The organism is Verrucosispora sp. WMMA2044 (genome assembly GCF_027497155.1).
Taxonomy (GTDB): Bacteria; Actinomycetota; Actinomycetes; order Mycobacteriales; family Micromonosporaceae; genus Micromonospora; species Micromonospora palythoicola.
In genome coordinates, this window is record NZ_CP114913.1 from 946094 (window position 1) to 971254 (window position 25161).

Annotated in this window: 24 protein-coding genes and 1 riboswitch; of the genes, 5 read left to right on the forward strand and 19 right to left on the reverse strand. The window is 73.6% G+C overall.

Features of this window, described 5'->3' with window-relative positions; all coding sequences use genetic code 11:
- Nucleotides 1-24 precede the first annotated feature (24 nt).
- Together O3597_RS04360 and O3597_RS04365 are read right to left on the reverse strand one after the other, a co-directional pair.
- Nucleotides 25-1179, reverse strand: coding sequence for an alcohol dehydrogenase catalytic domain-containing protein (locus tag O3597_RS04360; RefSeq protein ID WP_164449540.1), 1155 nt, complete (start codon nucleotides 1177-1179; stop codon nucleotides 25-27).
- On the reverse strand, nucleotides 1176-1595 hold the full coding sequence (locus tag O3597_RS04365) for a hypothetical protein (protein WP_281604472.1): 420 nt from the start codon (nucleotides 1593-1595) through the stop codon (nucleotides 1176-1178). The genes O3597_RS04360 and O3597_RS04365 overlap by 4 nt, the downstream gene beginning before the upstream one ends.
- 265 nt (nucleotides 1596-1860) lie before the next feature.
- Between O3597_RS04365 and O3597_RS04370 the strand changes: the two genes are divergently transcribed.
- On the forward strand, nucleotides 1861-4782 hold the full coding sequence (locus O3597_RS04370; protein ID WP_281603309.1) for a LuxR C-terminal-related transcriptional regulator: 2922 nt from the start codon (nucleotides 1861-1863) through the stop codon (nucleotides 4780-4782).
- A 106-nt stretch (nucleotides 4783-4888) separates the two neighbouring features.
- Here O3597_RS04370 and O3597_RS04375 read toward each other — a convergent pair whose 3' ends face one another.
- From O3597_RS04375 to O3597_RS04390, 4 genes are all read right to left on the reverse strand, one after another.
- The gene (locus O3597_RS04375) at nucleotides 4889-5437 is read right to left on the reverse strand and encodes a thioredoxin domain-containing protein (RefSeq protein WP_164449373.1); all 549 of its coding nucleotides are present in this window, start codon (nucleotides 5435-5437) and stop codon (nucleotides 4889-4891) included.
- Between the two features lie 77 nt (nucleotides 5438-5514).
- The gene (locus O3597_RS04380; RefSeq protein ID WP_164449347.1) at nucleotides 5515-6204 is read right to left on the reverse strand and encodes a BON domain-containing protein; all 690 of its coding nucleotides are present in this window, start codon (nucleotides 6202-6204) and stop codon (nucleotides 5515-5517) included.
- 434 nt (nucleotides 6205-6638) lie between these two features.
- Nucleotides 6639-7052: a hypothetical protein gene (locus tag O3597_RS04385; RefSeq protein ID WP_164449346.1), complete on the reverse strand. Its 414-nt coding sequence runs from the start codon at nucleotides 7050-7052 to the stop codon at nucleotides 6639-6641.
- Nucleotides 7053-7248: 196 nt separating this feature from the next.
- Nucleotides 7249-7395, reverse strand: coding sequence for a hypothetical protein (locus tag O3597_RS04390; protein WP_281581970.1), 147 nt, complete (start codon nucleotides 7393-7395; stop codon nucleotides 7249-7251).
- 335 nt (nucleotides 7396-7730) lie between these two features.
- Here O3597_RS04390 and O3597_RS04395 point away from each other — a divergent pair, with 335 nt between their 5' ends.
- A complete protein-coding gene (locus O3597_RS04395) occupies nucleotides 7731-8096 on the forward strand; it encodes an STAS domain-containing protein (protein ID WP_164449344.1) in 366 nt (121 codons plus the stop codon).
- A 28-nt stretch (nucleotides 8097-8124) separates the two neighbouring features.
- Here O3597_RS04395 and O3597_RS04400 read toward each other — a convergent pair whose 3' ends face one another.
- The 6 genes from O3597_RS04400 to O3597_RS04425 all read right to left on the reverse strand — a co-directional run bounded on the left by O3597_RS04400 (nucleotide 8125) and on the right by O3597_RS04425 (nucleotide 15668).
- Nucleotides 8125-8949, reverse strand: a complete 825-nt coding sequence (locus tag O3597_RS04400) for a 5'/3'-nucleotidase SurE (RefSeq protein WP_281581969.1) — start codon at nucleotides 8947-8949, stop codon at nucleotides 8125-8127.
- Complete coding sequence (locus tag O3597_RS04405; protein WP_208021003.1) at nucleotides 8946-9926, reverse strand: PfkB family carbohydrate kinase; 981 nt, start codon at nucleotides 9924-9926, stop codon at nucleotides 8946-8948. The genes O3597_RS04400 and O3597_RS04405 overlap by 4 nt, the downstream gene beginning before the upstream one ends.
- A gap of 216 nt (nucleotides 9927-10142) precedes the next feature.
- A complete protein-coding gene (locus tag O3597_RS04410; RefSeq protein WP_164449342.1) occupies nucleotides 10143-11246 on the reverse strand; it encodes a hypothetical protein in 1104 nt (367 codons plus the stop codon).
- Between the two features lie 4 nt (nucleotides 11247-11250).
- A riboswitch (cyclic di-AMP (ydaO/yuaA leader) is annotated at nucleotides 11251-11382 on the reverse strand.
- 152 nt (nucleotides 11383-11534) lie between these two features.
- On the reverse strand, nucleotides 11535-12452 hold the full coding sequence (locus O3597_RS04415; protein ID WP_281603310.1) for a cation diffusion facilitator family transporter: 918 nt from the start codon (nucleotides 12450-12452) through the stop codon (nucleotides 11535-11537).
- An 80-nt stretch (nucleotides 12453-12532) separates the two neighbouring features.
- Nucleotides 12533-14647: an AAA family ATPase gene (locus tag O3597_RS04420; protein ID WP_281603311.1), complete on the reverse strand. Its 2115-nt coding sequence runs from the start codon at nucleotides 14645-14647 to the stop codon at nucleotides 12533-12535.
- A gap of 97 nt (nucleotides 14648-14744) precedes the next feature.
- Nucleotides 14745-15668, reverse strand: a complete 924-nt coding sequence (locus O3597_RS04425) for an alpha/beta hydrolase (RefSeq protein WP_164449339.1) — start codon at nucleotides 15666-15668, stop codon at nucleotides 14745-14747.
- Between the two features lie 150 nt (nucleotides 15669-15818).
- Between O3597_RS04425 and O3597_RS04430 the strand changes: the two genes are divergently transcribed.
- A complete protein-coding gene (locus O3597_RS04430; RefSeq protein ID WP_281603312.1) occupies nucleotides 15819-16475 on the forward strand; it encodes a carbonic anhydrase in 657 nt (218 codons plus the stop codon).
- Nucleotides 16476-16552: 77 nt separating this feature from the next.
- Here the strand turns inward: O3597_RS04430 and O3597_RS04435 are convergent, their stop codons facing one another.
- Nucleotides 16553-16882, reverse strand: coding sequence for a hypothetical protein (locus O3597_RS04435; RefSeq protein WP_111245442.1), 330 nt, complete (start codon nucleotides 16880-16882; stop codon nucleotides 16553-16555).
- Between the two features lie 304 nt (nucleotides 16883-17186).
- Here O3597_RS04435 and O3597_RS04440 point away from each other — a divergent pair, with 304 nt between their 5' ends.
- Both O3597_RS04440 and O3597_RS04445 read left to right on the forward strand, forming a co-directional pair.
- Entirely contained in the window at nucleotides 17187-17678 is a 492-nt protein-coding gene (locus tag O3597_RS04440; RefSeq protein WP_164449338.1) for a DUF3145 domain-containing protein, read from the forward strand.
- Between the two features lie 50 nt (nucleotides 17679-17728).
- The gene (locus O3597_RS04445; RefSeq protein ID WP_281603313.1) at nucleotides 17729-19462 is read left to right on the forward strand and encodes a glycoside hydrolase family 3 N-terminal domain-containing protein; all 1734 of its coding nucleotides are present in this window, start codon (nucleotides 17729-17731) and stop codon (nucleotides 19460-19462) included.
- Between the two features lie 7 nt (nucleotides 19463-19469).
- On the opposite strand, the gene O3597_RS04450 is transcribed toward O3597_RS04445, so the two are convergent.
- The 6 genes from O3597_RS04450 to O3597_RS04475 form a co-directional block, all read right to left on the reverse strand.
- Complete coding sequence (locus tag O3597_RS04450) at nucleotides 19470-20102, reverse strand: lipoprotein (RefSeq protein ID WP_281603314.1); 633 nt, start codon at nucleotides 20100-20102, stop codon at nucleotides 19470-19472.
- A 136-nt stretch (nucleotides 20103-20238) separates the two neighbouring features.
- Entirely contained in the window at nucleotides 20239-21465 is a 1227-nt protein-coding gene (gene fabF / locus O3597_RS04455; protein ID WP_164449335.1) for a beta-ketoacyl-ACP synthase II, read from the reverse strand.
- A gap of 2 nt (nucleotides 21466-21467) precedes the next feature.
- A complete protein-coding gene (locus O3597_RS04460) occupies nucleotides 21468-21707 on the reverse strand; it encodes an acyl carrier protein (RefSeq protein WP_007072348.1) in 240 nt (79 codons plus the stop codon).
- An 83-nt stretch (nucleotides 21708-21790) separates the two neighbouring features.
- Nucleotides 21791-22735, reverse strand: a complete 945-nt coding sequence (locus O3597_RS04465; RefSeq protein ID WP_281603315.1) for a beta-ketoacyl-ACP synthase III — start codon at nucleotides 22733-22735, stop codon at nucleotides 21791-21793.
- Complete coding sequence (locus O3597_RS04470) at nucleotides 22732-23712, reverse strand: ACP S-malonyltransferase (RefSeq protein ID WP_281603316.1); 981 nt, start codon at nucleotides 23710-23712, stop codon at nucleotides 22732-22734. Before O3597_RS04470 ends, O3597_RS04465 begins: the two co-directional genes overlap by 4 nt.
- A gap of 78 nt (nucleotides 23713-23790) precedes the next feature.
- On the reverse strand, nucleotides 23791-25125 hold the full coding sequence (locus O3597_RS04475) for a helix-turn-helix domain-containing protein (protein WP_281604473.1): 1335 nt from the start codon (nucleotides 25123-25125) through the stop codon (nucleotides 23791-23793).
- Between the last annotated feature and the right edge of the window lie 36 nt (nucleotides 25126-25161).

Below are 25161 nucleotides of genomic sequence, written 5' to 3' on the forward strand. Positions count from 1 at the left end.
CGCCGCCGGTCCGCCCGTCGCCGGTCAGTGCGGGGTGAACACCGCGCGCACGCACTCCTGCGGCCGGTCCCGGAACAGGGCGTATCCCTCGGCGGCCCGGTCCAGCGGGAAATGGTGCGTGGCCAGGTACTCGGTACGCAGCTCGTCGCGGGCCATCCGGTCCAGCAGCATCGGGATGTGTCGCTGGCCGTGCTGGCGTCCGCCGCGCACGGCCAGCCCCTTGTGCACCACGGCGCCGGCCGGGAACGCGTCGACATGACGGACACCGCCGTTGAGCACGAAGACGCGGCCACCCTTGCGGCAGGCGTACACCGCCTCCCGGACCGCCTCCGGCACCCGGGCGCGGCCGGTGAACCGGTCGGCGAGCGATCGGTGTTCCCCGGCGGGCCCGCCGACCGCCTCGACGCACACGTCAGGTCCCCGGCCACCGCTGAGCTCCCGCAGCTGTGCCGTGACATCGGCGTTCCGCCGGTCGATGGTCTCGGCACCGACGTGCTGCCGCGCCATCAGCAGCCGCGCGGGGTGCCGGTCGACGACGACCACCCGCTCGGCGCCCAGCAGCCAGGCCGCCCGGGCGGCGAGCTGACCGACCGCGCCCGCTCCCCACACCGCCACCACGTCACCGGGCCGCACCTCGCCCGCCTCGGCGCCCAACCAGCCGGCCGGTGCGGCGTCCGAGGCGAACAGGGCCCGGTCGTCACCGACGGACTCCGGCACCGGGAACGCCCCGACATCGGCGTAGGGCACCCGTACGTACTCGGCGTGGCTGCCGGCGAAGCCACCTGCGGCTCGAGGCTGGCCGAAACAGCCCGCCACCGGATGACCCCACTCCGCCTCGCTCGTGCTCGGATCGGTGCTGCCGTTGTCGCAGCACGACGGTAGCCCCTGCCGGCAGTACCAGCAGGCACCGCAGGCCACCGAGGCGCAGACCACGACCCGGTCGCCGATCCGGTGCCGGCGTACCGCGGCGCCCACTTCGACCACGTCGCCGAGGAACTCGTGGCCGAGCACGTCACCGGCGGCCAGGCCGGGCGCCTGGCCGGTGAGCAGCGGCAGGTCGGCGCCGCAGGTGGCGCTGCGCCGCACCCGGACGATCACGTCGTGGTCGTTGCGCAGCTCCGGATCGGGGACCTGGCGTACGGCCAACTCGCCGTCGGCGGTCCAGCACAGCGCTCTCACCGTGACCGCCCGTCCGTCGGCGGTGGGGAGGTGCCGACCGGCACCACCGGCCCGCGCTCGCCCGGCATGCGGTCGGCACGCAGCACCTCACCGGTCTCGGCGAGCTGCTTGACCTGCCACAGCGTCCGTCGTACCAGCAGGCCGGGATCGTCGCCCACCAGGTGCGCGGCGAGCCCGGGCCAGGCCGCGTGCGGCCGTGGCCGGGCCGCCAGTTCGGTGCCCCGGCCGCCCGGCGCCCGCCGCACCGCGACCTCGACGGCCCCGTCGAGGCGGCGCAGCGGCTCCGGCCAGACCGCGGCGGGCAGCACCTGCTCCGGCGGCCGGTCGATCGTCGCCACCTGCCAGCCTGCCGAGCGCCGGGCGGGCCGGGCCCGCTGCCGGGTGACGGCGGTACGCGCGGCCCGGGCCGCCGCCACGCCGAGAGCGCCGGCCACCGCGACAACTGTCCCGAACCGTCCCACTCGTACCTCCGACTCCCGCCTGCGGCCGTGTCGTGCCGTCGCGCCGAGCGGCGTCGGCGGTCGATCCGGTGGGATCCGCGACGCGTCCGCCCAGCTCATCGCGAGCGTCGCCGGGTTCCGGGTGAACCCGGTTCCCCCGAAAGGGGTGAACCGTCGCGGGTCGGGTAACCGCCCGCCGCAGGACCTGGGGAGGAAACACGCGTCCGTGGGGGTGGGCCGGATGCCGGATGACCGCAGCACCGTCCGGGCCGACACGGCGGTCCGAGCACCGGGCGGCCCACCCCTGCTGGCCTCCCGGCTGGCACCCGCCGTGCCGGGAGAACCGACGGTCCTGCGGCCCCGGCTGGCCCGGTTGCTCGACGAGGCGGTGAGCCGCCCGGTCACCCTGCTCCGGGCACCCGCCGGGTGGGGCAAGACCACGCTGCTCGCCACCTGGCGGCGGACCCGGCAGGAGGCTGACCCGGACGCCCCGGTGCCGGCCTGGGTGTCGGTCGAGGCGGGTGACGACCCGGACCGCCTCTGGTCGTACCTCGGTGCGGCGCTGCGTTCCGTCGTGGATCCGGCGGAAACGCCGCTGCCGGACCGGGCGCCGCGCCCGGACGAGTTGGAGATCCTCGCCGCCGCCCTTGCCGCCCGGGAACGGTCGGTGGTGCTGATCGTGGACGACCTGCACCGGATCACCGAACCGGCGGCGCTGGCCGGCCTGGAGTTCCTGCTGCGCCACAGTGAGCAGCGGCTGCGGTTGGTGGCGGCCGGACGGAGCGGTCCGCCGCTGGCGGTGCACCGGCTGCGGCTGGCCGGGGAACTGACCGAGATCGGTCCGGACGACCTGGCTTTCACCGGCGACGAGATCGCCGACCTGCTCACCGCGCACGGGGTGGCCGTACCGGCCGCCGCCGTGGCCCGGCTGCGGCAGCGGACCGGGGGATGGGCGGCCGTACTGCGGATCGCCGCACTCGCCCTGCGCGACCGACCGGACCCGGAGCGGTGGATCAGCGAACTCGGCGCCGACCAGCCGGAGATCGCCGGATATCTACGGGCGGAGCCGTTGGCCGGGTTGGCGCCGACGGACCGTGAACTGCTGCGCCGAGCGGCGATCGTCGACGCCGTCTGCGCGGATCTGGCCGCCGCGCTCAGCGGTGCCACCGACGCCGAGGAACGCCTGAGCACGCTGGCCGACGACAGCGGTCTGCTGCACCACGACGGCGGCCGGCCGGCCTGGTACCGGTGCCATCCGCTCCTGGCCGACCTGCTGCACCGCGAACTGGCCCGGTTGCCGGTGGATGAGCTGCGCGACCTGCACCTGCGGGCGGCCGGCTGGTATGCCGGCAACGCCCGGCCCGCCGCCGCGTTGCGGCACGCGCTCGCCGCCGGTGACTGGACGGCAGCCACCGATCTGTTCGTGATCCAGTGGCCGGAGCTGGTGCCCTACGGGCGACCGGCCGGTGTCGGGCCGGCGCCCTCGCCACCCCCGCCGGAAGCGGTGCAGCGTGACCCCGAACTCGCGCTGGCCTGCGCCGCCGAACGCGCCCTCGACGGCGATGCCGCAGCGGCCGTGGCATACCTGCGGCAGGCCGGCGGGCACACCCGGCGGCTGCCGCAACCACGTCGAACCCGGTTCGATCGGCTGGTCGCCGCGATCGAACTCACCCTGGCCCGGCTGGCCGGCGACCCGCAGGCGACACGGTCCGCCGCCGCCCGTCTGCTCGCCACCGACGAGGGACACCCGGCCGGCGACCCGCCGACCGTACGCGCCGTCGCGTCCTCCGCCACGCGGGCGGTCAAGAGTGGCGACGCCCCAGCGGCGCCGGCCGGCCTGGGGATGCCCTCGACCGAGGGCGCCGACCCGGCGACGCCGACGGTCGGCGCCGAGCCGCCGCCGGCCGACGTTGCTGGACCGGCGGCGGTGGTGGCCGGCAGCGGTGTCGCGGCGATGCGGGGACACGCCGGTGAGGACGCCGACGTGCGGGCGGTGGCCGGCACCGCGTTGGCCCTGCTCGCCCTGGACGAGGGCGATCTGGCCGGGGCGGCCACCGGCTTCGCGCAAGCGCTGGCGGCCGCCCGGGCAGCGGCACGCCCGCGCACCGAGCTGGTCTGCGCCAGCCGGTGGTCACTGGTGACGGCGCTGATGGGGGAGTTGCGGGCCGCCGAGGAGGTGGCCCGGTCGGCGCTGGCCCTGCCACCGTGCCAGGGTTGGGCGGCGCTGCTCGACTGCGGGTACGCGCAGCTGGCGCTGGCGGTCGTGGCGCTGCACCGGGACCAACCGGCGGAGGCTGAGGCCCACCTGGGGCTGGCCGCACCGGCCGGTGGTGAACCGGTGCCCGGCGCGGTCGCCGGCTGGTGCCGCGCGTGGCTGCGTCACGACGAGGGTGAGCTGAGCGTCGGTCACCGGCTGCTGGTGGAGGCCCGCGCCGGGTGGGGTGCGCGCGGTGGTGAGCTGGGCTCGTTGTTGCGCGCGGCCGAACTGGATCTGCACAGCGCGCGGGGTGACGTGCAGACCGCCCGGGAACTGGCCGGCGACCGGACGACCGAGCCGGCGACCGGCGCGTCAGCGGCGCTGGCCGTCGCCGCGGCCCGGACCGAGCTGCGGGCCGGCGACCCACGTGCCGCCGACCGGCTGCTGCCGGACTGGACCGCCGCACCGGCGGCCGACTGGCCGCTGCCGGTGCGCCTCGACGCCGCGCTGCTGGCCACGGTGCTGGCCGTCCGGGCCGGTGACGACCGTCGGGCGGGTCGGATGTTGGAGCAGGCGCTGGACCTGGCCGCACCGGACGATCACCGTCGCCCGTTCCTGCGGGCCGAGCCGGGAGTGCGGGAGCTGCTCGCCGTCCATCTCGACTCCGGCACCGCCCACTGGTCTCTGGTGAGCGACCTGGTACGCGCCGCCGACACCCCGGCCGCGCCGACGGGCGGCACCGGCACCGCCGACGCGGTGGTGGCACCGCTGGACGAGCCGCTCACCGAGCGGGAGCTGACGATCCTGCGTTACCTGCAGAGCATCCTCTCCAACGTGGAGATCGCGGCGGAGCTGTCGGTCTCGGTCAACACCGTCAAGACCCACGTCCGCAACATCTACCGCAAGCTCGACGCGACCCGCCGCCGCGACGCCGTCCGCCGCGCCCGCCAACTCCGTCTCATCTGACCCGCCCCACCCTGACCCGCCCCACCCCGCGACCGTCTCGTCGATCATGAGGTTGTTGTCCCCGCCGTTCGGCGTGGCGCGACAACAACCTCATGATCAATCTGGGTCAGGGGGCGGCGGCGGCGTCGACGGCGGCGAGCAGGGTGGCCGGGGCGAAGTCGGCGTCGTGGCGGATGTCGTTGACGAAGAGGGTGGGGGTGGCGTCCACGCCGCTGCGAATGGCGCCGACGAAGTCGTGCCGGATCCGGTCGCCGTGTGCGTGGCGTCCGATCTCCGCCTCCACCTCGTCGACGGGCAGGCCGAGCTGCTCGACGCCGAGCGTCAGGTGCACCGGATCCAACTGGTCCTGGTGGTCGTAGAGCCAGTCGTGCATCTGCCAGAACCTGCCCCGCCGCCCGGCGGCCTCGGCGGCCTCGGCGGCCCGCTCGGCGTACGGGTGCACGTTGGTGATCGGGAAGTGGCGGTAGACGTGCCGGACGGTGTCGGCGCGCTGCCGCAACACCTCCGTCAGGTTGGCGTGGGCCAGGCCGCAGAAGGGGCACTGGAAGTCGCCGTACTGGACGATCGTCACCGGTGCGCTGTGCGGACCACGGATGTGGTCGTGCTCCGTGACGGGGGTGCGCAGTCGCGCGGTGACCTGCAGGGGCGTGGTCAGCTGGTCGGTCATATCCCCCAGCCTCGGGCCCGGTCGGGTGAGCGCGGCTCACCCGACCCGGGTGGTTCCGCCACGGCTCAGCGCAGCACCGGGGCGACCGCGATGTGGTTCTGCACCTCACGGATGCCGGGAGCGGACCAGACGACCCGTTCCACCTCGGCGCGTTCCGGCATCGAGTGCACCAGCCCGCCCAGCAGCACCGTGTCGCCGTGCACGCGTACCGTCACCTGCTCGGCGTCGGTGGCACGGTTGCGGGCCAGCGCGTCGACGATGCGCCGGGCCAGGAGGGCACCGTCCGGGCGTACCGGCGGCCGTACGGTCATGCCGTCGCTGACCCCGCGTACGCCGTTCAGTTGGCCGACGGCCCGCTCGGCGGCGCGGCGCTGGTACTCCCACTCGACCTCGCCGTGCAGGGTGACCCAGCCCTGGGAAACCGTCACGTCGAGCGCGTCGACCGGCACGAACGCCTGCCACTGCAGGGCGTGCTGGACCGCGGCGGCGATCTCCGGGTCGGTGCGTTCGGCACCGGTCACCAGTCGCACCGCGAGGTCGTTGGCCACCGCCCGCACCTGCGTGACCCGGTGCGCGGCACGCTCGGCCGCCCACTTCTTGGCGTAGCTGTCCACCCGCCCGGTCAGCGTCACCACGCCCTCGGTGACGGCCACCCCGATCTCGTGCGGCCGTACCCGGGGCTCCCAGCCGAGTTCGTCGAGCACCGCGGACTGGATGTCCTGATCGGTGCGGTTGATCGTCGAGATGCTGGCCATCGGTCACTCCCTTCTCCGCAGGGGTGGGCGCGGATCGCGCGGCAGGGCCGCCGCGGAACGCACGCCACCGTGGCGCGGTGCGGCGCCACCACCCACGCGCTGCTGACCCGCGCCGGGTCCGGCGCAGGCAGGCCTGGGCGCAGAACCCGCACCGGGTCCGGCCCAGGCAGGCCCCGGCGCTCAACCCGTGTCGGGCTCGGCAGGCCAGGTCCGCCACGACCGAGCCTGGTGGGTGTCCGGATGAGGCTGCCTCACCCGGATCGGACGAGGGACGGCGTCGACGCCCCTGCCGGCGGCCGAGACAGGTCCGGCGACACATGGTGCGCGGGCCGACGTCCGCGCTCCCCGGGGGCAAGAAGTGAGGGTGCCGGCCGGCAGCACGACGGGCCCCGCCCGGCCTGGTCGGTCGGCGGGGCCCGTTGTCACCGGATGCGTCAGTTGACGGGAGCGGTGGGGTCGGCGGGGGAGTCGGGGCGGTCCACGTCGACGAACTCGATGTCCTCCATGGCCCGGTCACGACTTCCGGCGGCGCGTGCGGCGGTGCCGGCCGCCCAGCCGACCGCCGCACCGACCAGGGCGGCGCCGATGAGCAACGTCCACGGCAGCGCCGGCCGCCGTCCGGCGAGCGCGTCGAAGGCGAGACTGGCGCGGTGCCGGGCCTCCTCGGCGGCCGACTCGACCAGGTCTCCGGCGTCACCGGCGAGACCGGCGGAGCTGTGGCGGGCGGTGCGGGCGGTGTCGCGGATGCTGTCGCCCGCGCTGTTCACCGCTGAGACGAGGTGTTGCCACGCCTGGTCCGCGATCCGCTCCGGCTTGCTACGGCGGTCCAGCAGATGTGTTCCGAACATGATGGTTCCCTCCTCGACAGAGCCGGAGCCGGTGCACGCATCAGCTGTCGGCGGCGTTGTCCGGCCGGTGGCGGTTCGCATCGGAGGCTGTGCCCCCACCGGCCCGGCCGCAAACCCTCAGCTGCTGGCGTCCGGCCCCGAGGAATCGGCGCGTGCTCCGGGCGTGCTCCGCGTGGGGCTCGCCGGCCGGGTGGGGTCAGCCGGTGACCACCGCCACCACCGCCGGTCGGGCGAAGTCGTCGTCGTCATCGTCGTCGTCACCGTCACCACCGCCGAAACCGCAGGCCAGCACGAGGGCGAGCAGGGCACCGACACCGGCGAGCGCGGCGAGTCTGCGAAGCATGATGGTCCTCCCGTCATAGGGGTCACCCGTGATGCTAGGCACACCGTGCCACCCTCGTCCGCCGCGCGCAGGTCAGACCGGTTCTCTCGGGGCACGCCGGCACCGATGGGAAACGACGGGAATGGCCTCGGCCCGCTACCCTGGTTCGGCGGCGTCGGCGTGGCCGAGCGCCAAGTGATAAAGCCAATAAAGTTCGGATATGGGCGATTTACCCTGCCCCTGTCCGTGAATTGCTCATCCCGAGGGGTGGCGACCGAGGTGGTTGAAGGAATACTGTCGGTCGCGGCCCGCGTACTGATGAGGCGCCCGTCGTACGGGCGAGTGGAGGTGCTCGCGTGAGCCTGTCGATCCTGCAGACGGTTCGGCCCGGTGGTGTCATCGAGATCGCCCCTCGGGGCGAGATCGACGTCGACACCGCGTACGAGGTGAAAGAGGCCATCGCCGAGGTGCTGGCCAAGGGGCGGCCGGCCCGGATCGAGCTCAACATGCGGCTGGTCACCTTCATCGACTCGGTCGGCATCAGCGCCATGGTCGCCGGTTTCCAGACCGCCGAGGTCAGCGGAGTGAAGCTGATCGTCACCGAGCCGAGCCGGTTCGTCCACCGGCAGCTCTGGGTGACCGGTCTGCTCGGTCTCTTCGGCGCGCCCGAGCCCTACTACGCCGGGGCCGCCACGGCCTCCGAGGCAGTCCCTGGGGCCTGACCCGCCCCGACTGGCCGACGGGAGCGGATCACTCCCCGTCGAGGCCGGACAGATCCACGTCAGCCACCTCGGTGACCGCCCGCACCGCGGTCACCGAGGCGTAGCCGTCGGCGAGCAGGGCCAGGTCCGTGCCGGGCTGTACCGCCTGGCCCGGCTCTTCCAACGACGTGCGGACGAAGCCGTGTCCGGACTCGGCGACGGTCATCTGCACCTGGCCGAAAGTGGCCAGGGTGGCCCGGCGTACCCCGCGCAGCCGACCCAGCGGTAGATCCGGCGAGTTGACGTTCAGGACGCTCTCCGTCGGCGCTGCGGTCAGCCGGGGCAGCAGGTCCAGAGCGACCCGGGCGGCGGTGGCCCAGTTCCGTTCGGCGTCGCGTACCCGGGCGGCGGCCGCCACCGCGGCACCGCCGCTGGCCGCAGTCGCCTCACCGGCCGAGAGCACGTCCAGCGAGACCGCCATTGCCCGGCAGCCGTTCGCGGCGGCGGTGAAGGCGGCTCCCACCGTGCCGGAGTGCAGCACCGCGCGCCCCGCGTTGGCGCCCCGGTTGATTCCTGACAGCAGCACCGACGGCGGCGGTCCGAAGGCACCGTGTACGGCGATGAGCGCGATGAACCCGGGTGAGCCACCGACGCCGAACGCCGGCACGCCGTCGAGTTCCGGCAGCGGATGCTCGCGGACCACCACCTGCCCGTCCTGCTCCACCGCGCTCATCGCGGCGCTGGTGCCGCTGGCCTCCTCCAACGGGGCGGCCACCACCACGTCCAGGCCCCGGTCGACGGCCGCCCGGGCCAGCGCCTGGATGCCCGGCGCGGCGATCCCGTCATCGTTGGTGATCAGGACCCGTAGCCTCACCGGCCACCCGCCCGTTGCGCCAGCTCGTCGGGGGTGGTCCGCTCCTGCGGACGGCTGCCCGCCGGTTCGAGTCGGACCCGGTCGACGAGGCCGTTGATCGAGTCGAGTCGGCCGGTGCCGAGGCCGTGCCGGGTGACGTTGAGTGCGCCGGCCGCCGCGCCGGTACGGATCGCCGTGCGCACATCGCCGCCCCGGGCCACCACGGCGGCGACCCCGGCGGTCATCGAGTCGCCCGCCCCGCGGGGGTCGGCCGCCTCCAGGCGCGGCATCCGCACCGTGAACACCTCGCCGTCGACGAGTGCCAACGCGGGCTTGTCGGCCCGGCTGACCACCACGTTCTCGGCACCGGAGGCGTGCAGGTCGTACATCGCGCGGGTGAGCTGTTCCTCGTCGTCGCCCTCGGCCCGCCCGTCGGCGATCAGCTCCTCGTGACTGACCTTGAGGAAGAAGACCCCGCTTTCCAGGACGGCCGTCAGGTGCTCGCCGCAGAGGTCCACCACCACCCGGCCGCCGTTGGCGCCGAGATCGGCGGCAAAACGCCGGTAGAGGTCGGCGGGGACCAGGGACGGATGGTTCGGGCCGCTCAACACGCTCACCGGCGCGCGCAGGCCCTCGCCGAGCGCGAGGTTGTACAGCTCGTCCAGCTCGTGCCGGCTCAACGGTTGGCCGATCACGTCGACGACCTCCCGACGGGTACCTTCGCGACGGTCGTGCACGTACCCGCCGGTGCCACCGGAGTCGCGGGCCACCACCTTGAGGTCGACCCCCTCGCTGACCAGCAACGGCTCCAGCACCTGCCCGACCTCGCCCCCGAGTGCCGCGCAGAGCACCACGTCGACGCCGAGGGACAGCACCATCCTGGCCTGCCACACCCCCTGCCCGCCCGGGTGCAGGTGCAGCTCCGGTGCGTCGCTCGGCTGGTCGATGGTGACGGTCAGCAGCGGGGTCGGCGCGAAGATCATGACGCGGCCGCTCATGAACGCACTCCGTGGTCCGTACCGTCGCCGGGCCTGGCGATTCGCTCGTCCATGGGCGTTCCTCCCGCTAGCGGACAAATACCGCTTACTGGTACGACGGTATCCAACGAGACGCGTCGACGCGCGCCGAAGGGACGGTGCCCGGCCGGCCGACGGAAAAACGCAACGCCGGGTGAACCGCTCGTGAAGAGCGGTTCACCCGGCGCGACGAGGAGGTCAGTACACCGACAGGTGAACGTGGTTGGTGTGGTCGCTGGACGGGTCACCGCGGGCACCGCTGTACGACTTCCAGCCGCTGCTGGGCAACCAGATCTGCCTGTACCAGATCACGTAGAGCACCGCGAGCCGGTCGGCGTTGTTGACGAAGTACGCCGCCAGGTTGTTGCCGTAGGTCCGGTCACCTCCGGTCGCGTCCCCGCCGAAGCCCTTCTTCTGGGCCGCGAAGTCGCAGGCCCGACCCTTCGGGTGCTCGCCCGAGCCGCCGGAGCGGTAGCAGGAGACGTACCGGGTGAAGCCAGCCGACTTGGCCTGCTTCAGCGCGTGCAGGGTGCGTGGGGTGATGCAGCCGTTGGCCGGGGTGGGGTCGTTGACGCTGCACGACTCCGAGGGCCACGACCCGTCGGAGTTACGCGGAGCGGGCTTGGCGGTGGGACTCGACCCGCCGCTACGCGACGGTGACCGGGCGGCCCGTTCGGCGGCCCTGGCCCGCTCGGCCGCCTCGTCCCGCTCGATGGCCACGGTCAACGCCCGCTCGGCCTGGTCCTTGCGCTTGGCCATCACGGCCACCTGCTTGCGCTGTTCCTGGATCTCCGCGTCCAGGGCCAGCTTGGTGGCGCTGACCTCGTCCCGGGCGGTCTGGAGTTCCCGCAGCGCACGGTCCTCATTGGCGGCCACCGCGTCCAGCGCCGCCGCCCGGTCCATGAAACCGGCCGGTGACCCGCTGTTGAGCAGCGCCGACGCGGCACCCAGCCGTCCGGTGCGGTACGCCTGCGCGGCGATCTCGGCGACCTTGGTACCGCGCTCGGCGACCTGGCTCTCGGTCGTCTTGAGCTGCTCGGCCAGCTTCTTCTGTCGCTTCACCGAGCGGTCGAGCGCCGTCTTGGCGTCGAGATAGCCCTTGCTGGCCGCCTCCAACTGGGCCCGTAGTGCCGGGGTGCCGCCCTCGTCGTCCACATCTCCCGGTGCCGCCGCGCGCAACGCCTGCGGTGCGGCGGTCGCTGGGGAGAAGGGAGCCAGCGCGACGCCGAGGGTGAGGGCGAGCGCGGCGGCGATCAGGGCCGCCGTACGGGCGGCCGGTCTTACCGTTGCCACTGCTGGCATGCACATGTCCTTCCGTCAGCCGCCGACCGGGTTAGCTGACGGGTTCGGGACGGAAGATCCCTACCGCTGGCGCGGATACACCCCAGGAACGTGGTTCCCCGGTTCGCCCTGGCGGGCGATTAGGCGGCGGCCGCCGCCGGCACCGGTGGGTGCCGCCTGGCGGTGGCCGGGTCAGAGCCTACCGGTGCGCACGTGACCGGTGCAGCTGCTGTTACTGCTGGTGTTCGGTTGTTGACTAGTAGACCAGAGCAAATCGGACAATAACCTACTTTTCTCCGATTGGCCTGGTCACCACCGCACCGACCCGCAACCCCCGGGGTCGGTACGCGGCTCGACCTGGAGGGTCGCGTGTTCGATCTGGAAGTCCTCGTGCAGCGCCGAGCGGGCCGCCGCCAGGACGGTGCCGACATCGGCGTCCGGACTGACGGTCAGGTGTGCGGAGGCGACCTCCATTCCGGAGGTCAACGTCCAGACGTGCAGGTCGTGGACGCCGGCCACGCCCGGTACCGCGGCCAGCCGGTCGTGCACCGCGGTGACCTGCAGGTGCTCCGGTGCGGCCTGGACCAGGATGCGTACCGCTGCCCGGCCCAGGCGCCAGGTGCGGGGCAGGATGAACACGGCGATCGCGACCGCCACCAGCGGATCGGCCCACCACCAGTCGGTCACGGCGATCAGCAGGGCGGCCGCGATCACGCCCAGCGAGCCCAGCAGGTCCGCCAGCACCTCCAGGTAGGCCCCCCGCAGGTTGATGCTCTCCCGCGCCCCCGGGCGCAACAGCGCGAACGCGGCGACGTTGGCGAGCAGGCCGAGCGCCGCCACCACCAGAACCGGGCCGGCGAGCACCTCGGGCGGATCCCCGAATCGACGTACCGCCTCGATCAGCACGTACACCGCGACGCCGGAGAGCAGTACGGCGTTGGCCAGGGCCGCGAGCACCTCCAGCCGGTAGAGCCCGAAGGTGCGTTGTGGGTCGGTGTCGGCCCGCCGGGTGGCGGCCACGGCCGCGAGGGCCATGCCGATGCCCAGCACATCGGTGAACATGTGCCCGGCGTCGGAGAGCAGGGCCAGCGAACCGGTCCGTAAAGCGGTGCCTGCCTCGATCAGCATCAGGGCGCTGAGCAGGGCGAACGCCGCCCACAGCCGGCCGGAGTGGCGGTGTGCGGCGGTTGAGACCGCAGCGTGGTGGTGGTCATGGCCGGCGCCCACCCAGACACCTTGCGTCGTCAGGCGGGCCGGGGACGGACCTATGCCAACATCGCTATGAGTGCAATCGTCGGCTCGCGATCTCAACCGGTCGCCTCGACGGTGGTCAACCGCTGGGTGGCCCGGGACAGCGCGACGTAGAGAGTACGGACACCGGCGCCGGGCTCCGCCCGGATCTCCGCCGGGGCGACCAGCACCACCCCGTCGTACTCCATGCCCTTGGCCTCCAGGCTGGTCACCACCTGCAACCGATCGCCGCCATGGGCTCCCAGCCAGGCCGCGACCTGGTCCCGTCGCGGCACCGGCGTGATCACCCCGACGGTGCCCTCCACCTCGCCGAGCAGGGCGCTGGCGGCCGTCACGACGGTGGTCTCCAACTCGGGCGCCGGCACCACGAGCCGCACCGGATCGATCCCGGTGGAGCGGACCGCGGTGGGCAGCGCGAGATCGGGGTACGCCCGCCGGATCTCGGCCGCCGCCACCGCGAAGATCTCGGCCGAGTTGCGGTAGTTCGTGGTGAGCGTGAAGCGGTGCCGACGACGGCGCCCCAGCGCCTGGTCGCGGGCCCGGGCCAACTCCTGCGGATCCCCCGTCCACGCGGTCTGCGCCGGGTCGCCCACCACCGTCCAGGACGCCAACCGGCCGCGCCGGCCCACCATCCGCCACTGCATCGGTGAGACGTCCTGGGACTCGTCGACCACCAGGTGGGCGTAGTCGCGGTAATCCTCGGGGCGCTCCCGGGCGGCCTGCCGGGCGGCCCGCTGCCGGTCGGCGAACGTGCTCAGCTCGCGTACCCCACCGGCCAACTGGAACGGGTCCCGCTTCCGGCGGGCAGCGCGCATCGGCTTGCCGAGCAGCGCGTCCAGCTCGTCCAGCAGCGCGACGTCGGCGACGGTCAGACCATCCGTGGCCAACCCCCGGTAGGCCGAGCCGAGCAGCCGGATCTCGGCGCCGGAGAGCAGTCCCGCGCCGTACCGGCGCAACCGCTGCGGATCGGCCAACCAGGCGAGCACGTGCCGCGGATGCAGCCGGGGCCACCACGCCTTCAGGAAGTCGCGGAAATCGGTCCGGTCGATCAGCTCGTCCTCGAAGGCGCGCTGCTCGGGCAACCCGGCGATGCCCAGCCGGCGGGCCTGCGCCCAGAGCGCGGCGAGCACGCCGTCGAAGCCGGCCCGACGCACCTCGTTGCGGCGGGCGCCACGAGGCAGCGCCCGCTCCCGGATGGCGTCCAGCTCGGCCCGCTCCAGCCGCAGCAGCGTGCCCCGGTACAGCAGGCGCAGCTCGGGCGGGGCGTCGGGCACCGCGTCCCGGGCGGCCCGTTCCAGCACCCGGCGCATCCGCAGCGAACCCTTGACCGCCGCCACCTCGGGCGGGTCGGTGCGGGTGGCCACCACCCCGGGGAACAGGGTGCCCAGCGAGTGCAGGGTGGCGGTGTCCTCACCAAGCGACGGCAGCACCGAGGCGATGTACTCGACGAAGACCGAGGAGGGGCCGATCACCAGGATGCCGCCCCCGGCGTACCGGCTGCGGTCGGTGTAGAGCAGGTATGCCGCGCGATGCAGCGCCACCGCCGTCTTGCCGGTGCCCGGGCCACCGGAGACGATCGTGACGCCCGAGCCGGGGGAGCGGATCGCCTCGTCCTGCTCGCGCTGGATGGTGGCCACGATGTCCCGCATGCCGCGACCGGTGGTCCGGGACAGGGTGGCCAGCAGCGCGCCGTCGCCGACCACCGGCATGTCCGGTGGGGCGGCGTCCGGGTCCAGCAGGTCGTCCTCGATCCGGGTGACCCGCTCGCGGCTGGACTGGATCGTGCGGCGCCGGACGACGCCGAGCGGCTCGGCCGGCGTCGCCTGGTAAAAGGCGGCGGCGGCCGGGGCCCGCCAGTCCACCACCAGGGTGGTGGCGTCCTCGTCGCGAATACCGAGTCGCCCGACGTACAGGGTCTGCCCGTCACGCAGGTCGAGGCGGCCGAAGACCAGCCCCTCGTACTCGGCATCGAGCAGGTGGCGTCGCTGCGCGGCGTGGAAGACCATCGCGTCCCGCTCGACGAGCGCACCGAAGTTGCCGACCCGGGCGAGCCGATAGCCCTCCCGCTCCGCGCGGACGGCGGATCGGCGCAGCTCGGCCAGTCGCGCGTACACCCGGTCGAGATGCCGTTGCTCGGCGGCGATCTCCTGATCCAGGGTGCTCTGATCCACCGCTCGCTCTCCTCGTGACGCCGCCCGGCCAACCGCACGAGATTACGCCCCGCGTTCGACCTGGCCGGAAGGGCACCTCGGCCGAGGTGGTCGGCGGTCAGCCGGAGACGCGCCGTCCGGCCGGGAGATCATCCAGGACCCGGCGCAACACGCCGGCCAGGGCGGCGTTCACCTCCTCGGGCCGCTCCATCATCAGCATGTGTCCGGCACCGGGGCAGACGGTCAGGTCGGTGGCCGGCAGCGCGGCGGCGATCGACTCCGCGCACGGCGGCGGGGTGAGCCGGTCCCGGTCGCCGACCAGCGCCGCGGCCGGCAGGTGAGCCAGGGCGGTGAGCGTGTCCAGCCGGTGCTGGGTGCCGATGGAGGCCCGGAACCCGCCGATCGACCGCAGCGAGGCGCGGGCCACGGCCGAGGTGACCAGTCGAATGTCCGTGGGATCGCAGCGGTCCCCGAAGAGCATCCACCGGATGCTCGGGCGCAGCGCCCGCAGCAGTGCCCGAGGTGGTCGCCAGGCGCCGCAGCGGGCGAGGACTCCCGCTCCGGTGGTCTCGGCCAACCGGATGATCCGGGCGATCCGGGGCGAAAGACCGTAGACGGTGTGGGTGTGGCCCTCGGCGGTGGTGGAAACGAAGACCAGTCCGGCGGTGCGTCGGGAGAAGTGGTCCGGGTGACGGTGCGCGTACTCCATGATCGTCATGCCGCCCATCGAGTGGCCGACCAGCACCACCGGGCCGGTGGGCGCCACCGTGTCCAGCACCGCGGCCAGGTCGTCACCGAGTTGGGCCAGGGTGGCCGTGGGCAGGGCCATGCAGCTGGACCGGCCGTGCCCACGCGCGTCGTAAGTGACCACCCGGACCGAGCCGAACGCCTCGCGGACGGCGGCCAGCTGCCGGTGCCAACTGCGTCCGTCCAGGGTCCAGCCGTGCAGCAGCACGGCGGTAACCTCGGCGTCGGTCGGGCCGGCGGTTTCCACGTGCAGGCGTACGTCGTCGCCCAGCCGTACCTCGGTCGGCTCCGGCATCGCCACCTCCCCACGGCGCACGATCGCGTAACACCGGGGATACCCGGTGGTAACACCGGCTACCCGTCATGACAACACGCCAACCGGGGTGTTGAGAAGATCTCGTCGATCGGCTCTCGGCGGGGCGACGACCCGGCCAGGCTGAGAGGCATGGCAACCACGGGTGGCAACCCCGCCGGCTCCGCGCTCGCCGGCCAGGCCCGCGGGGGCACACCGCGCGCGGCCCTGACCGAGCTGCTCGCCGGCAACCGGCGGTTCGTCAGCGGGCAACCGGTGCACGGTCACGACGTGACCGCGGCGGCCGCGACCGCCTCGGGCGACCAGCAGCCGTACGCCGTGGTGCTGGGCTGCATCGACTCGCGGGTGCCGTTGGAGGCGATCTTCGACCAGACCTTCGGCTCGATCTGTGTCATCCGTACCGGGGCGCACGTGCTGGATCGGGCGGTGCTGGGCTCGATCGAGTACGTGGTCGAGGTGCTGGGCGTACCGCTGGTGATGGTGCTGGGTCACGAGCGGTGCGGGGCGGTGCAGGCGACCATCGACTCCCTGCGCACCGGTCGGCGTCCGGCCGGCGCGCTGGCCCATCTGGTCGACCGGATCGTGCCGGCGGTCACCGAGGTGGGGCTGGACGAGAAGGACCTGCTGCCGCTCGCCGTCCGCCGGCATGTGGTCCGTACCGTGGCCGCGCTGCGCGCCGACCCCAGGCTGACGCCGCCGGTCGCCGCCGGCCGGCTCGCCGTCACCGGAGCCGTCTACGACCTCGCCACCGGTGAGGTGGCCCTGCTGGACCCGCCGGAACGGGCATGAGACGGCGAACGCCCGCCGGGGGGACCCGACGGGCGTTCACAGGTGGTACGGAGCGGGCGCGGCGCGCCCTCGGCCGATCAGGCCTCGAAGACGCCGGCCTCGACCAGGCGCTTCTCGGTGGCGTCCCAGCCGTCGCCCGGGTGGGCGGCGTTGAGACCGTTGATCTCGGCGCGGATCTTGGCGGCGTGGCCGGCGGCGGCCAGCACCCGGATCTCCTCGACGAAGGCCTCGGAGTCGGTGCGCAGGTGCGCCGTCTTGCCGTTGGTGAGGTTCCGCACGTAGGCGTGCTTGCCGCCGTTGAGCGGGATGAGGTACTTGAACTCGCCCAGCACGCTGAGGGCGCCACCCTGGCCAGCCTGGCCGGCCCGGACTGACGCGCGCGCGGTCTTAGAGGTGTTGCTCGCCACGGAGGTACTCCTTGCAAGACGTACGGAGGACGGAACGTCCGGGGGCTGGTGCGGGCGCCGTCAAGGCGAGACCCGCGGAGGCTTACGCGGCACAGGCCGCCGATGGAACTGTACACGACCCACGATGCCGGCTGGTCATCGCGGCGTCAGGAGGTGGAACCCCGGTCACCTGTCCGGGTATTCCGGGCGGCGGATTTTCCGATTCCCTGGCGTACCATCCGTCACAGCAGTCATCATGTGTTCCACAAGCCCGGATCGGGCGAGGTCGTAGGGGAAGACGCACCTCGCACTCCGGGAGGTCACCGTGCCAACGCGTGGCGTCGTATACGTCCACTCGACCCCGCTCGCCGTGTGCTCGCACGTCGAGTGGGCGATCGCGCGCGTCCTCGCCGCGCCGGTCAACCTGCAGTGGACGGCCCAGCCCGTCGATCCCGGCGCCCGCCGGGCCGAGTGCGGGTGGTCCGGTCGCCCGGGAACGGGCGCCGAACTGGCCGCTGCCCTCCGGCAGTGGCCCATGATCCGTTTCGAGGTCACCGAGGAGCCCAGCCCGGGCGTCGACGGTGAGCGCTTCATGCACGTGCCGGGCCGCGGCCTGTTCCGGGCGACCGTGGGCGCCGCCGGGGACATCCAACTCGGCGAGGACCGGCTGCGCAGCATCATGGCGGGCGCGCGGGCGCCGGAGGCCCTGGCGCACGCCCTCGACAAGGCACTCGGCACCGCGTGGGACGCCGAACTGGAGCCGTACCGCCACGCCGGCGACGGTGCACCGGTGACCCTGCTCACCCGGGTGGGCTGACCGGGGCGCGAGCAGCGGTCAAGTTGCCCGGTACGCGGTGAACTGGTGGGATGGTCCGCGTGTCGACTACCCCTCGGCGCGTCGCCGCCGCGCTCGGCCTGGTGACCGCGCTGCTCGTCGCCGGCTGTTCCGGGGCCGGTCAACAACCCTCGGCGGGCCCTGCCTCGACAACGGCCCCGCAGCCCGCGCCGCCGTCGAGCACCCCGCCAGAGGATCCGGCCACCCTGGCCGCGACCCTGGTCGGCGAACTCGCCGACGAGGACCTGGTCGGCCAGGTGCTGATGCCGTACGCCTACGGCGACCACGCGACGAAGGTGTCGGCCGGTTCGGCGGCCGGCAACCGGGCACTGGCCGGGGTGGACACGCCCGCCGAGATGATCGAGAAGTACCGCCTCGGTGGGCTGATCCTGGTGGGTTTCAGCGCGGACGACCCCACCCAGGGCAACCAGGAGACCACGAACGTCGACGATCCGAAGCAGGTCCGCAACCTGACCACCGGATTGCGCGAGGCCGCCGGGCGGCTGCCCGCCGGCACGGCGCCCTTCCTGATCGGCACCGACCAGGAGTACGGCGTGGTCACCCGGATCACCGACGGGGTCACCATGCTGCCCAGCGCGCTCGGTGCCGGCGCCGCCGGTGACCCGGACCTGACCGAGGCCGCCTGGCGTGCCGCCGGCACCGAACTGACCGCCATGGGCATCAACGTGGACTTCGCGCCGGTCGCCGACGTGCTGGTGACCCGCAGCGCCGTGATCGGATCCCGGTCCTTCGGTTCGGATCCCCAGCGGGCGGCCGACCAGGTCGGCGGCGCGGTACGCGGACTGCAGTCCGCCGGGGTGGCCGCCACCCTCAAGCACTTCCCGGGGCACGGGCACAGCGCCGTCGACTCCCACACGGACCTGCCCCGGCTCCCGCAGTCCCGGGGCGAGCTGGCGGCCGAGGCGTGGCCGCCGTTCACCGCCGGCATCGAGGCCGGCGCGTTGGCCGTGATGTCGGCCCACCTCGACGTGCGCTCGATCGACCCGGGCGTGGCCGCCACCTTCTCGTACAAGCTGCTCACCGAGGTGCTGCGCGGGGAACTCGGCTTTGCGGGTGTGGTGATCACCGACGGTATGAACATGGCGCCGGCCCGTCGCTTCCCGCCGGGCGAGGCGGCGGTGCGGGCGCTGAAGGCCGGCAACGACCTGATCCTCATGCCCCCGCACGTCGGGCAGGCGTACGAGGGGCTGCTGACCGCGCTGCGCGACGGCACGCTGCCGCGCAGCCGGCTGGTCGAGGCGGCCACCCGCGTACTGACCATGAAGTTCACCCTGGGCGACACACCCACACCGGCGTTGTCCACGCTTGGTGCACCGGCACACCGCGAAGCGGCCGAGGCGTTGGCTGCCGGGGCGGTGACCGTGCTGCGCGGCCGGTGCGACACCACGGGCGTCCGTGGTCCGGTGACCGTCACCTCGTCTGGCGGGCGGGCGCACACCCGGGCGGCGCTGACCAAGGCACTGACCAAGGCCGGCGTGCAGGTGGTGCCCAAGGGCGGCACCGTGGTGCATCTGGTCGGCTACGGCGACGGCGCGCAGGACCTGCGGACCGGCGCGGCCGTCACCGTCGCCATGGACACCCCGTACGTGCTCGCCAAGGCGAAATCGGCCACCCTGCTGGCCACCTACTCGTCCAGCCGGGCATCGATGACCGCGCTCGCCGACGTTCTCGCCGGCAAGACCCGCCCGGCGGGCCGCGCCCCGGTCAAGGTGCCGGGGCTGCCCACCACCACCTGCGCGGACTGACCCCGGGTCAGGGCGTCGCGACGAGGGTGTCGCGGACCAGCCGGTACGCGGGCAGCACGTCGACCGGCTCACCGAGGCTGGTGCTGCTCGCTTCGACAAGCACCGTCCGGTCGGCCACCGTCACGGCCAGCGCCCACTCCCGCACGTCGGAGTCGGTGAGCGCCCGCCGGCTGAGCCAGGTCGCCTCCACCACGTCGAGGTCGCCGGTGCGGGTCTGGCGGTACTGCGGCCCGCTCGACTCCGGCTCGGCGGTGACGAACGCCTCCAGCGCCTGTCGCGCCGGCGTGCCGGCGTCGTCGGCCGTCCAGACCCGCAGGAAACCCGGCACCACCGCACGACCGTCCAGCTCGCAGCGCACTGTCGAACCGCCACGACGGGTCAGCGCCTCCGCCACGATGTCACCCAACTCGTCGCTGGCCGCCGGAGTCTCGATCGGCTCGGCCGCCCAGCCGTCGGCCAGCCCGAAGGTGACCGGCAGCGGGCAGGGCGCTCCGCCGCCGACCATGTCCACGGACGCCGCGGCGGTCACCTCGTCGTGCCATGGCTCGCCGGTCGCGCCGCCGGCATCCTCCCCGGTGCCGCCGCAGCCACCGAGCAGCCCGATGGTCAGCGTCGCCGCCGCGATGGTCAGTCGTCCCACGTCCCCAACCCCCGTCATTGATCGACAAGGGAGCCAGCAAAGCGGGGTGGCGGGCGGGCGTCAAGTCGTCGTGCCGCCGGTCCCGGAGTGTCGGGAAACGCCGCAGGTCACGGCGTTTCCCGACACTCAAGTCGGCTCAGGGGCGGGTGAAGACCAGCGCCACGTTGTGGCCGCCGAAGCCGAACGAGTTGTTGAGCGCGGCGGGCACGTCCATGTGCCGCGCCTTGTTGGCCGCCACGTCCAGGGTGAGACCGTCGTCCGGGTCGTCCAGGTTGATCGTCGGCGGCACCACCCCGTCGCGGATCGCCAGGATGGTGGCGATCGACTCCAGCGCCCCGGCCGCGCCGAGCAGGTGACCGGACATGGACTTGGTGGCGGTGAGCACCGGGTGGTCGCCCAGCGCGGCTCGCAACGCCGTGATCTCCGCGATGTCGCCCACCGGGGTCGAGGTGGCGTGCGCGTTGACGTGGACGATGTCGGACTTCGCCACGTCCGCGTCGGAGATCGCCTTCGCGATCGCCCGGATCGCGCCGGCACCCTCCGGGTGCGGCTGGACGATGTCGAAGCCGTCGGAGGTGATGCCCGCGCCGGCGAGCCGCGCGTACACCCGGGCGCCCCGGGCGGCGGCGTGGTCGGCCCGCTCCAGCACGATGACGCCGGCACCCTCGCCGAGCACGAAGCCGTCACGGCCCTTGTCCCACGGGCGGGAGGCCCGCTCCGGCTCGTCGTTGCGGGTCGACATCGCGCGCATCGAGGAGAAACCGGCGATCGGCAGCGGGTGGATCACCGCCTCGGTGCCGCCGGCCACCACCACGTCGGCGCGGCCGGCACGGATCATGTCCAGGCCGAGCGCGATCGCCTCCGCGCCGGTCGCGCAGGCACTGGCCACGGAATGCACCCCGGCGCGGGCGCCCAACTCCAGGCCGACCCAGGCGGCCGGGCCGTTCGGCATCAGCATCGGGATGGTGTGCGGGGAGACCCGCCGGGGACCGGACGCCTCCAGCACGTCGTCCTGGGCGAGCAGGGTCAGCGCCCCGCCGATGCCCGAGCCGACGCTGACGCCGAGCCGCTCCGGGTCGAGCCCGGAATCGGCCAGGCCGGCGTCCGACCAGGCCTGGTGGGCGGCGATCAGGGCGATCGCCTCGGAGCGGTCCAGCCGGCGTAGCTTCACCCGGTCCAGCAGACCGGCCGGATCGACCGCGAGCTGGGCGGCGATCCGGACCGGCAGTTGCGCGGACCACTCCTGGGCGAGCGAACTCACCCCGGAGCGGCCAGCGAGCATGGCGTCCCAGGTCGACGCGACGTCCCCGCCCAGCGGGGTGGTCGCGCCGAGCCCGGTGACGACGACGTCGATGCGACTCATGATCAGGACTGCGCCTCGATGTAGCTGACGGCGTCCCCGACGGTCTTGAGGTTCTGCACCTCGTTGTCAGGGATCTTGACGCCGAACTTCTCCTCGGCGGCGACCACGACCTCCACCATGGAGAGCGAGTCGACGTCCAGGTCGTCGGTGAAGGACTTCCCCTCGGCCACGTCGTCCGGGTTCACCCCGGCAACCTCTTCGAGGATCTCGGCGAGGCCGGCGGTGATCTCGTCACGGGTCATTGCGGTGGGTTCCTCTCATCGGGTTCTCTCGACGGGGCGGCGACGCCACCCGTCGCTCCTCGGCGCCGCGCGCCGTGGGGGTATCAGGGGCAGCGGACGACCTGACCGGCATAGGTGAGGCCGCCGCCGAAGCCGAACAGCAGCACCGGGGCGCCGGAGGGCACCTCGCGGCGCTCCACCAGCTTGGACAGGGCCAGCGGGATGCTGGCCGCGGAGGTGTTGCCGGACTCGACGATGTCCTTGGCGATGATCGCCTGGCCGATGTTCAGCCGCTTCGCGATGCCGTCGATGATCCGCGCGTTGGCCTGGTGCGGGACGAAGGCGGCCAGCTCCGACGGGTCGACACCGGCGCGTTCGCACGCCTGCAGGGCCAGCGGGGCCAGCGCCGTGGTGGCCCAGCGGAACACCGTCTGCCCCTCCTGGGCGACGTACGGCCGCCAACCCTCGATGCGCACCGCGTCGCCGCGCTCCGGCACGGAGCCCCAGACCACCGGGCCGACACCCGCCGGCTCGTCCTCCGCGGCGGCGGTGACCACGGCCGCGCCCGCGCCGTCACCGAAGATGATGCAGGTGGAGCGGTCGGTCCAGTCGGTGAAGTCGGACAGCTTCTCCGCACCGATCACCAAAGCGTTGCGGGACGCACCGGCACGGATCGCGTGGTCGACCGTGCCCAGCGCGTACGCGAAACCGGAGCACGCGGTGTTGACGTCGTACGCCCCCGGGGCGTTGATCCCCAGCTTGGCGGCGACCCGGCAGGCCACGTTCGGGCTGCGGTCGATCGAGGTGCAGGTGGCCACCACGACCAGGTCGATGTCGGCGGCGGTCAGGCCGGAGTTCGCCAGCGCCTTGTCGGCGGCGGCCGCGGCCATGTCGGCGACCGTCTCGTCACCGGCGATCCGGCGGGTCGCGATGCCGACCCGGTCGCGGATCCACTCGTCGTTGGTCTCCACCAGCTGGGCGATCTCGTCGTTGGTCACCACCCGGGACGGCTGGTAGTGCCCGAGGGACAGGATCCGGCTGCCCGTCATGACGAGGCCTCCCCAGCGTGGTTGTCGTCGCGAGACATGTGCGTACTGGTTTCGTCGACCGTGCCGTGCCGGGCGATGAGATCCCGGGCGGCGGGCAGGTCGTCCGGGGTCTTCACGGTGACGATCTCCGGTGCGTTCGCACCGGCGAGTTCCCGCTTGACCAGGCCGGCGAGCGTGCCGGCGGGCGGCAGCTCGAGCACGCCGGTCACCCCGAGGCGGGCGAGAGTGGCCATGCAGAGATCCCAGCGGACCGGGGCGGTGACCTGCCGGACCAGTCGGTCGAGCAACTCCCGGCCGGTGTCGACGGCCATCCCGTCGAGGTTGGACAGCAGGATGCGGTCCGGGTCGTTCGGGGTGGTCCCGGCGGCGACGGCGGCCAGCGCCGTCTCCGCCGGAGCCATGTACGGGGTGTGGAAGGCACCGGCCACCTGCAACCGGACGACCCGGACCCGCTGCGGGGGCTCGGCGGCCAACTTCTCCAACCCGTCGAGCGCACCGGCGGCGACGACCTGGCCCTTGCCGTTGCGGTTGGCGGGGTGCAGCCCGTGCGCGCTGATCGCGGCGAGCACCTCGTCCGGGTCGCCACCGAGCACCGCGGCCATGCCGGTCGGCTCCAGCGCGCAGGCGGCGGCCATCTCCCGGCCACGTACGCCGGCGAGGGTGATCGCCGCCTCCGCCGGCAGCGCCCCGGCCAGCGCCGCCGCGCCGAGCTCACCGACGCTGTGTCCCGCGGTCACCGCGACCTGGCGCATCGGCAGGTGCTCGGCGGCGAGCAGTGCCGCGGCGACCAGCAGCGGCTGGGTGCGGGCGGTGTCCCGGATCTCGTCGGCGTCGGCGGTGGTGCCCAGGTGCACCAGGTCGACGCCGGCCAGCTCGGACCACGAGCGCAGTCGGGACTCGGCGTCGGGCAGGTCGAGCCAGGGGGTCAGAAAGCCGGGTTTCTGGGAACCCTGGCCGGGGCAGAGTACGGCGAGCACGTCTATGACTCTCCTGGATACCCATGGGTTGCGCTGTGCCGGCTGGCACCAAACCGCACTAGGACAGTTGGAGGGATCCTACAAAGACTGACGCTGGTCATCACCATGCTGTGATCTTTTACTGACCGGTGGGGCCAATGTCTGGGTCGGTACCACCGGGTCGAGCCGGCCGACGGTCAGCGCGACCCGCAGCGCGAACGCGTCCCGGGGGGCCAGCGGGCTGAAGCCGGTCACCTCGGAGATCCGCCGCAGCCGGTAGCGCACGGTGTTCGGGTGCACGTACAGCGCCCGCGCGGCGCTCTCCAGCGTGCCACCGGCGGCGAAGAAGGCGTCCAGCGTCTCCAGCAGCTCACCGCCGGCGCGGACCAGCACCGCGTACACGTCGTGGCGCAGCCGCCGGCGGGCCTCGGCGTCGCCGGCCAGAGCCCGCTCGGGCAGCAGGTCACCGGCGTGCACCGGACGTGGTGCCGCCGGCCACGCCGGGGCGGCACGGTATCCGGCCAACGCCGCCCGCGCCGACTCGGTCGCCTCGTCCAGGCTCGGCACCGCCGGACCGACCACCACCGGCCCGTCGCCGAAGGCGGTGAGCAGCTTGCCGGTGGCCGCGACCGGGTCCGCCGCCCCACCGAGCACGATGACCAGGCGGTCGCCGTGCACCCCGCCGATCACCTCCACCCCGATCCGGCGGGCCTGCCGGTAGACGGTGTGCAGGACCGCGGCGACCTCGCCGCCCGGGGAGTGACCGACCGCCACCGCCACCGGCGGCGCATCCGTCCAGCCCAGCGCGGCGGCCCGGCTGGCCAGCACGTCCGGCGAGTCGCCGCGCAGCAGCGCGTCCACCAGCAGGGCCTGCAACCGGGCGTCCCAGGAACCGCGCGATTCGGCGGCCCGGGCGTAGACCCGGGCGGCGGCGAAGGCGATCTCCCGGGAGTACCGCAGCACCGCCTCCCGCAGCTGCGGCTCCTCACCGGGGGCGGCGAGGTCGCCGACCTGCTCCTCGACGACGTCGATCGTGACCTTGATCAGGGCGACGGTCTGCTGGAGGGTGATCGAGCGGGCCAGCGCCTGCGGCGCGGTGGCGAACACCTCGTCGGAAACCTCCTGGGTGCCCTCGGCGGCCCCGCCCCCGGAGCGCAACCACTGGACCAGGGAGCGGGCACCGGCCTGGGCCACCAGCATCACCCAGGAGCGCTGGTCGGCCGGTAGTTCCCGGAACCAGGGCAGGGTCTCGTCCATCCGGACCACGCTCGCGGTGGCCAGCGCGCCGGCCGCCCGCTCGATCCGGCGCAGCGTGGCCGACAGGTCCGTACCGCCCGACTCGCTCACCCGCTTAGCCTGACATGCGCTGAGCTGGACCTCGACGGCAGGCGTCGGCACCGGCGGTCGACCGGTACGCGCTGCGCGGCCGGTCAGAACCGGCCAGTACGGTGACAGGGCACGTCGGGTGGG

What these genes read in the sequence shown, in the direction of transcription:
- O3597_RS04370 (WP_281603309.1), top strand. Translation starts at nt 1,861, where the DNA reads ATGCCGGATGACCGCAGCACCGTCCGGGCCGACACGGCGGTCCGAGCA.
- O3597_RS04380 (WP_164449347.1), bottom strand. Translation starts at nt 6,204, where the DNA reads ATGGCCAGCATCTCGACGATCAACCGCACCGATCAGGACATCCAGTCC.
- O3597_RS04385 (WP_164449346.1), bottom strand. Translation starts at nt 7,052, where the DNA reads ATGTTCGGAACACATCTGCTGGACCGCCGTAGCAAGCCGGAGCGGATC.
- O3597_RS04390 (WP_281581970.1), bottom strand. Translation starts at nt 7,395, where the DNA reads ATGCTTCGCAGACTCGCCGCGCTCGCCGGTGTCGGTGCCCTGCTCGCC.
- O3597_RS04405 (WP_208021003.1), bottom strand. Translation starts at nt 9,926, where the DNA reads ATGAGCGGCCGCGTCATGATCTTCGCGCCGACCCCGCTGCTGACCGTC.
- O3597_RS04410 (WP_164449342.1), bottom strand. Translation starts at nt 11,246, where the DNA reads ATGCCAGCAGTGGCAACGGTAAGACCGGCCGCCCGTACGGCGGCCCTG.
- O3597_RS04425 (WP_164449339.1), bottom strand. Translation starts at nt 15,668, where the DNA reads ATGCCGGAGCCGACCGAGGTACGGCTGGGCGACGACGTACGCCTGCAC.
- O3597_RS04430 (WP_281603312.1), top strand. Translation starts at nt 15,819, where the DNA reads ATGGCAACCACGGGTGGCAACCCCGCCGGCTCCGCGCTCGCCGGCCAG.
- O3597_RS04445 (WP_281603313.1), top strand. Translation starts at nt 17,729, where the DNA reads ATGGTCCGCGTGTCGACTACCCCTCGGCGCGTCGCCGCCGCGCTCGGC.
- fabF (WP_164449335.1), bottom strand. Translation starts at nt 21,465, where the DNA reads ATGAGTCGCATCGACGTCGTCGTCACCGGGCTCGGCGCGACCACCCCG.
- O3597_RS04460 (WP_007072348.1), bottom strand. Translation starts at nt 21,707, where the DNA reads ATGACCCGTGACGAGATCACCGCCGGCCTCGCCGAGATCCTCGAAGAG.
- O3597_RS04465 (WP_281603315.1), bottom strand. Translation starts at nt 22,735, where the DNA reads ATGACGGGCAGCCGGATCCTGTCCCTCGGGCACTACCAGCCGTCCCGG.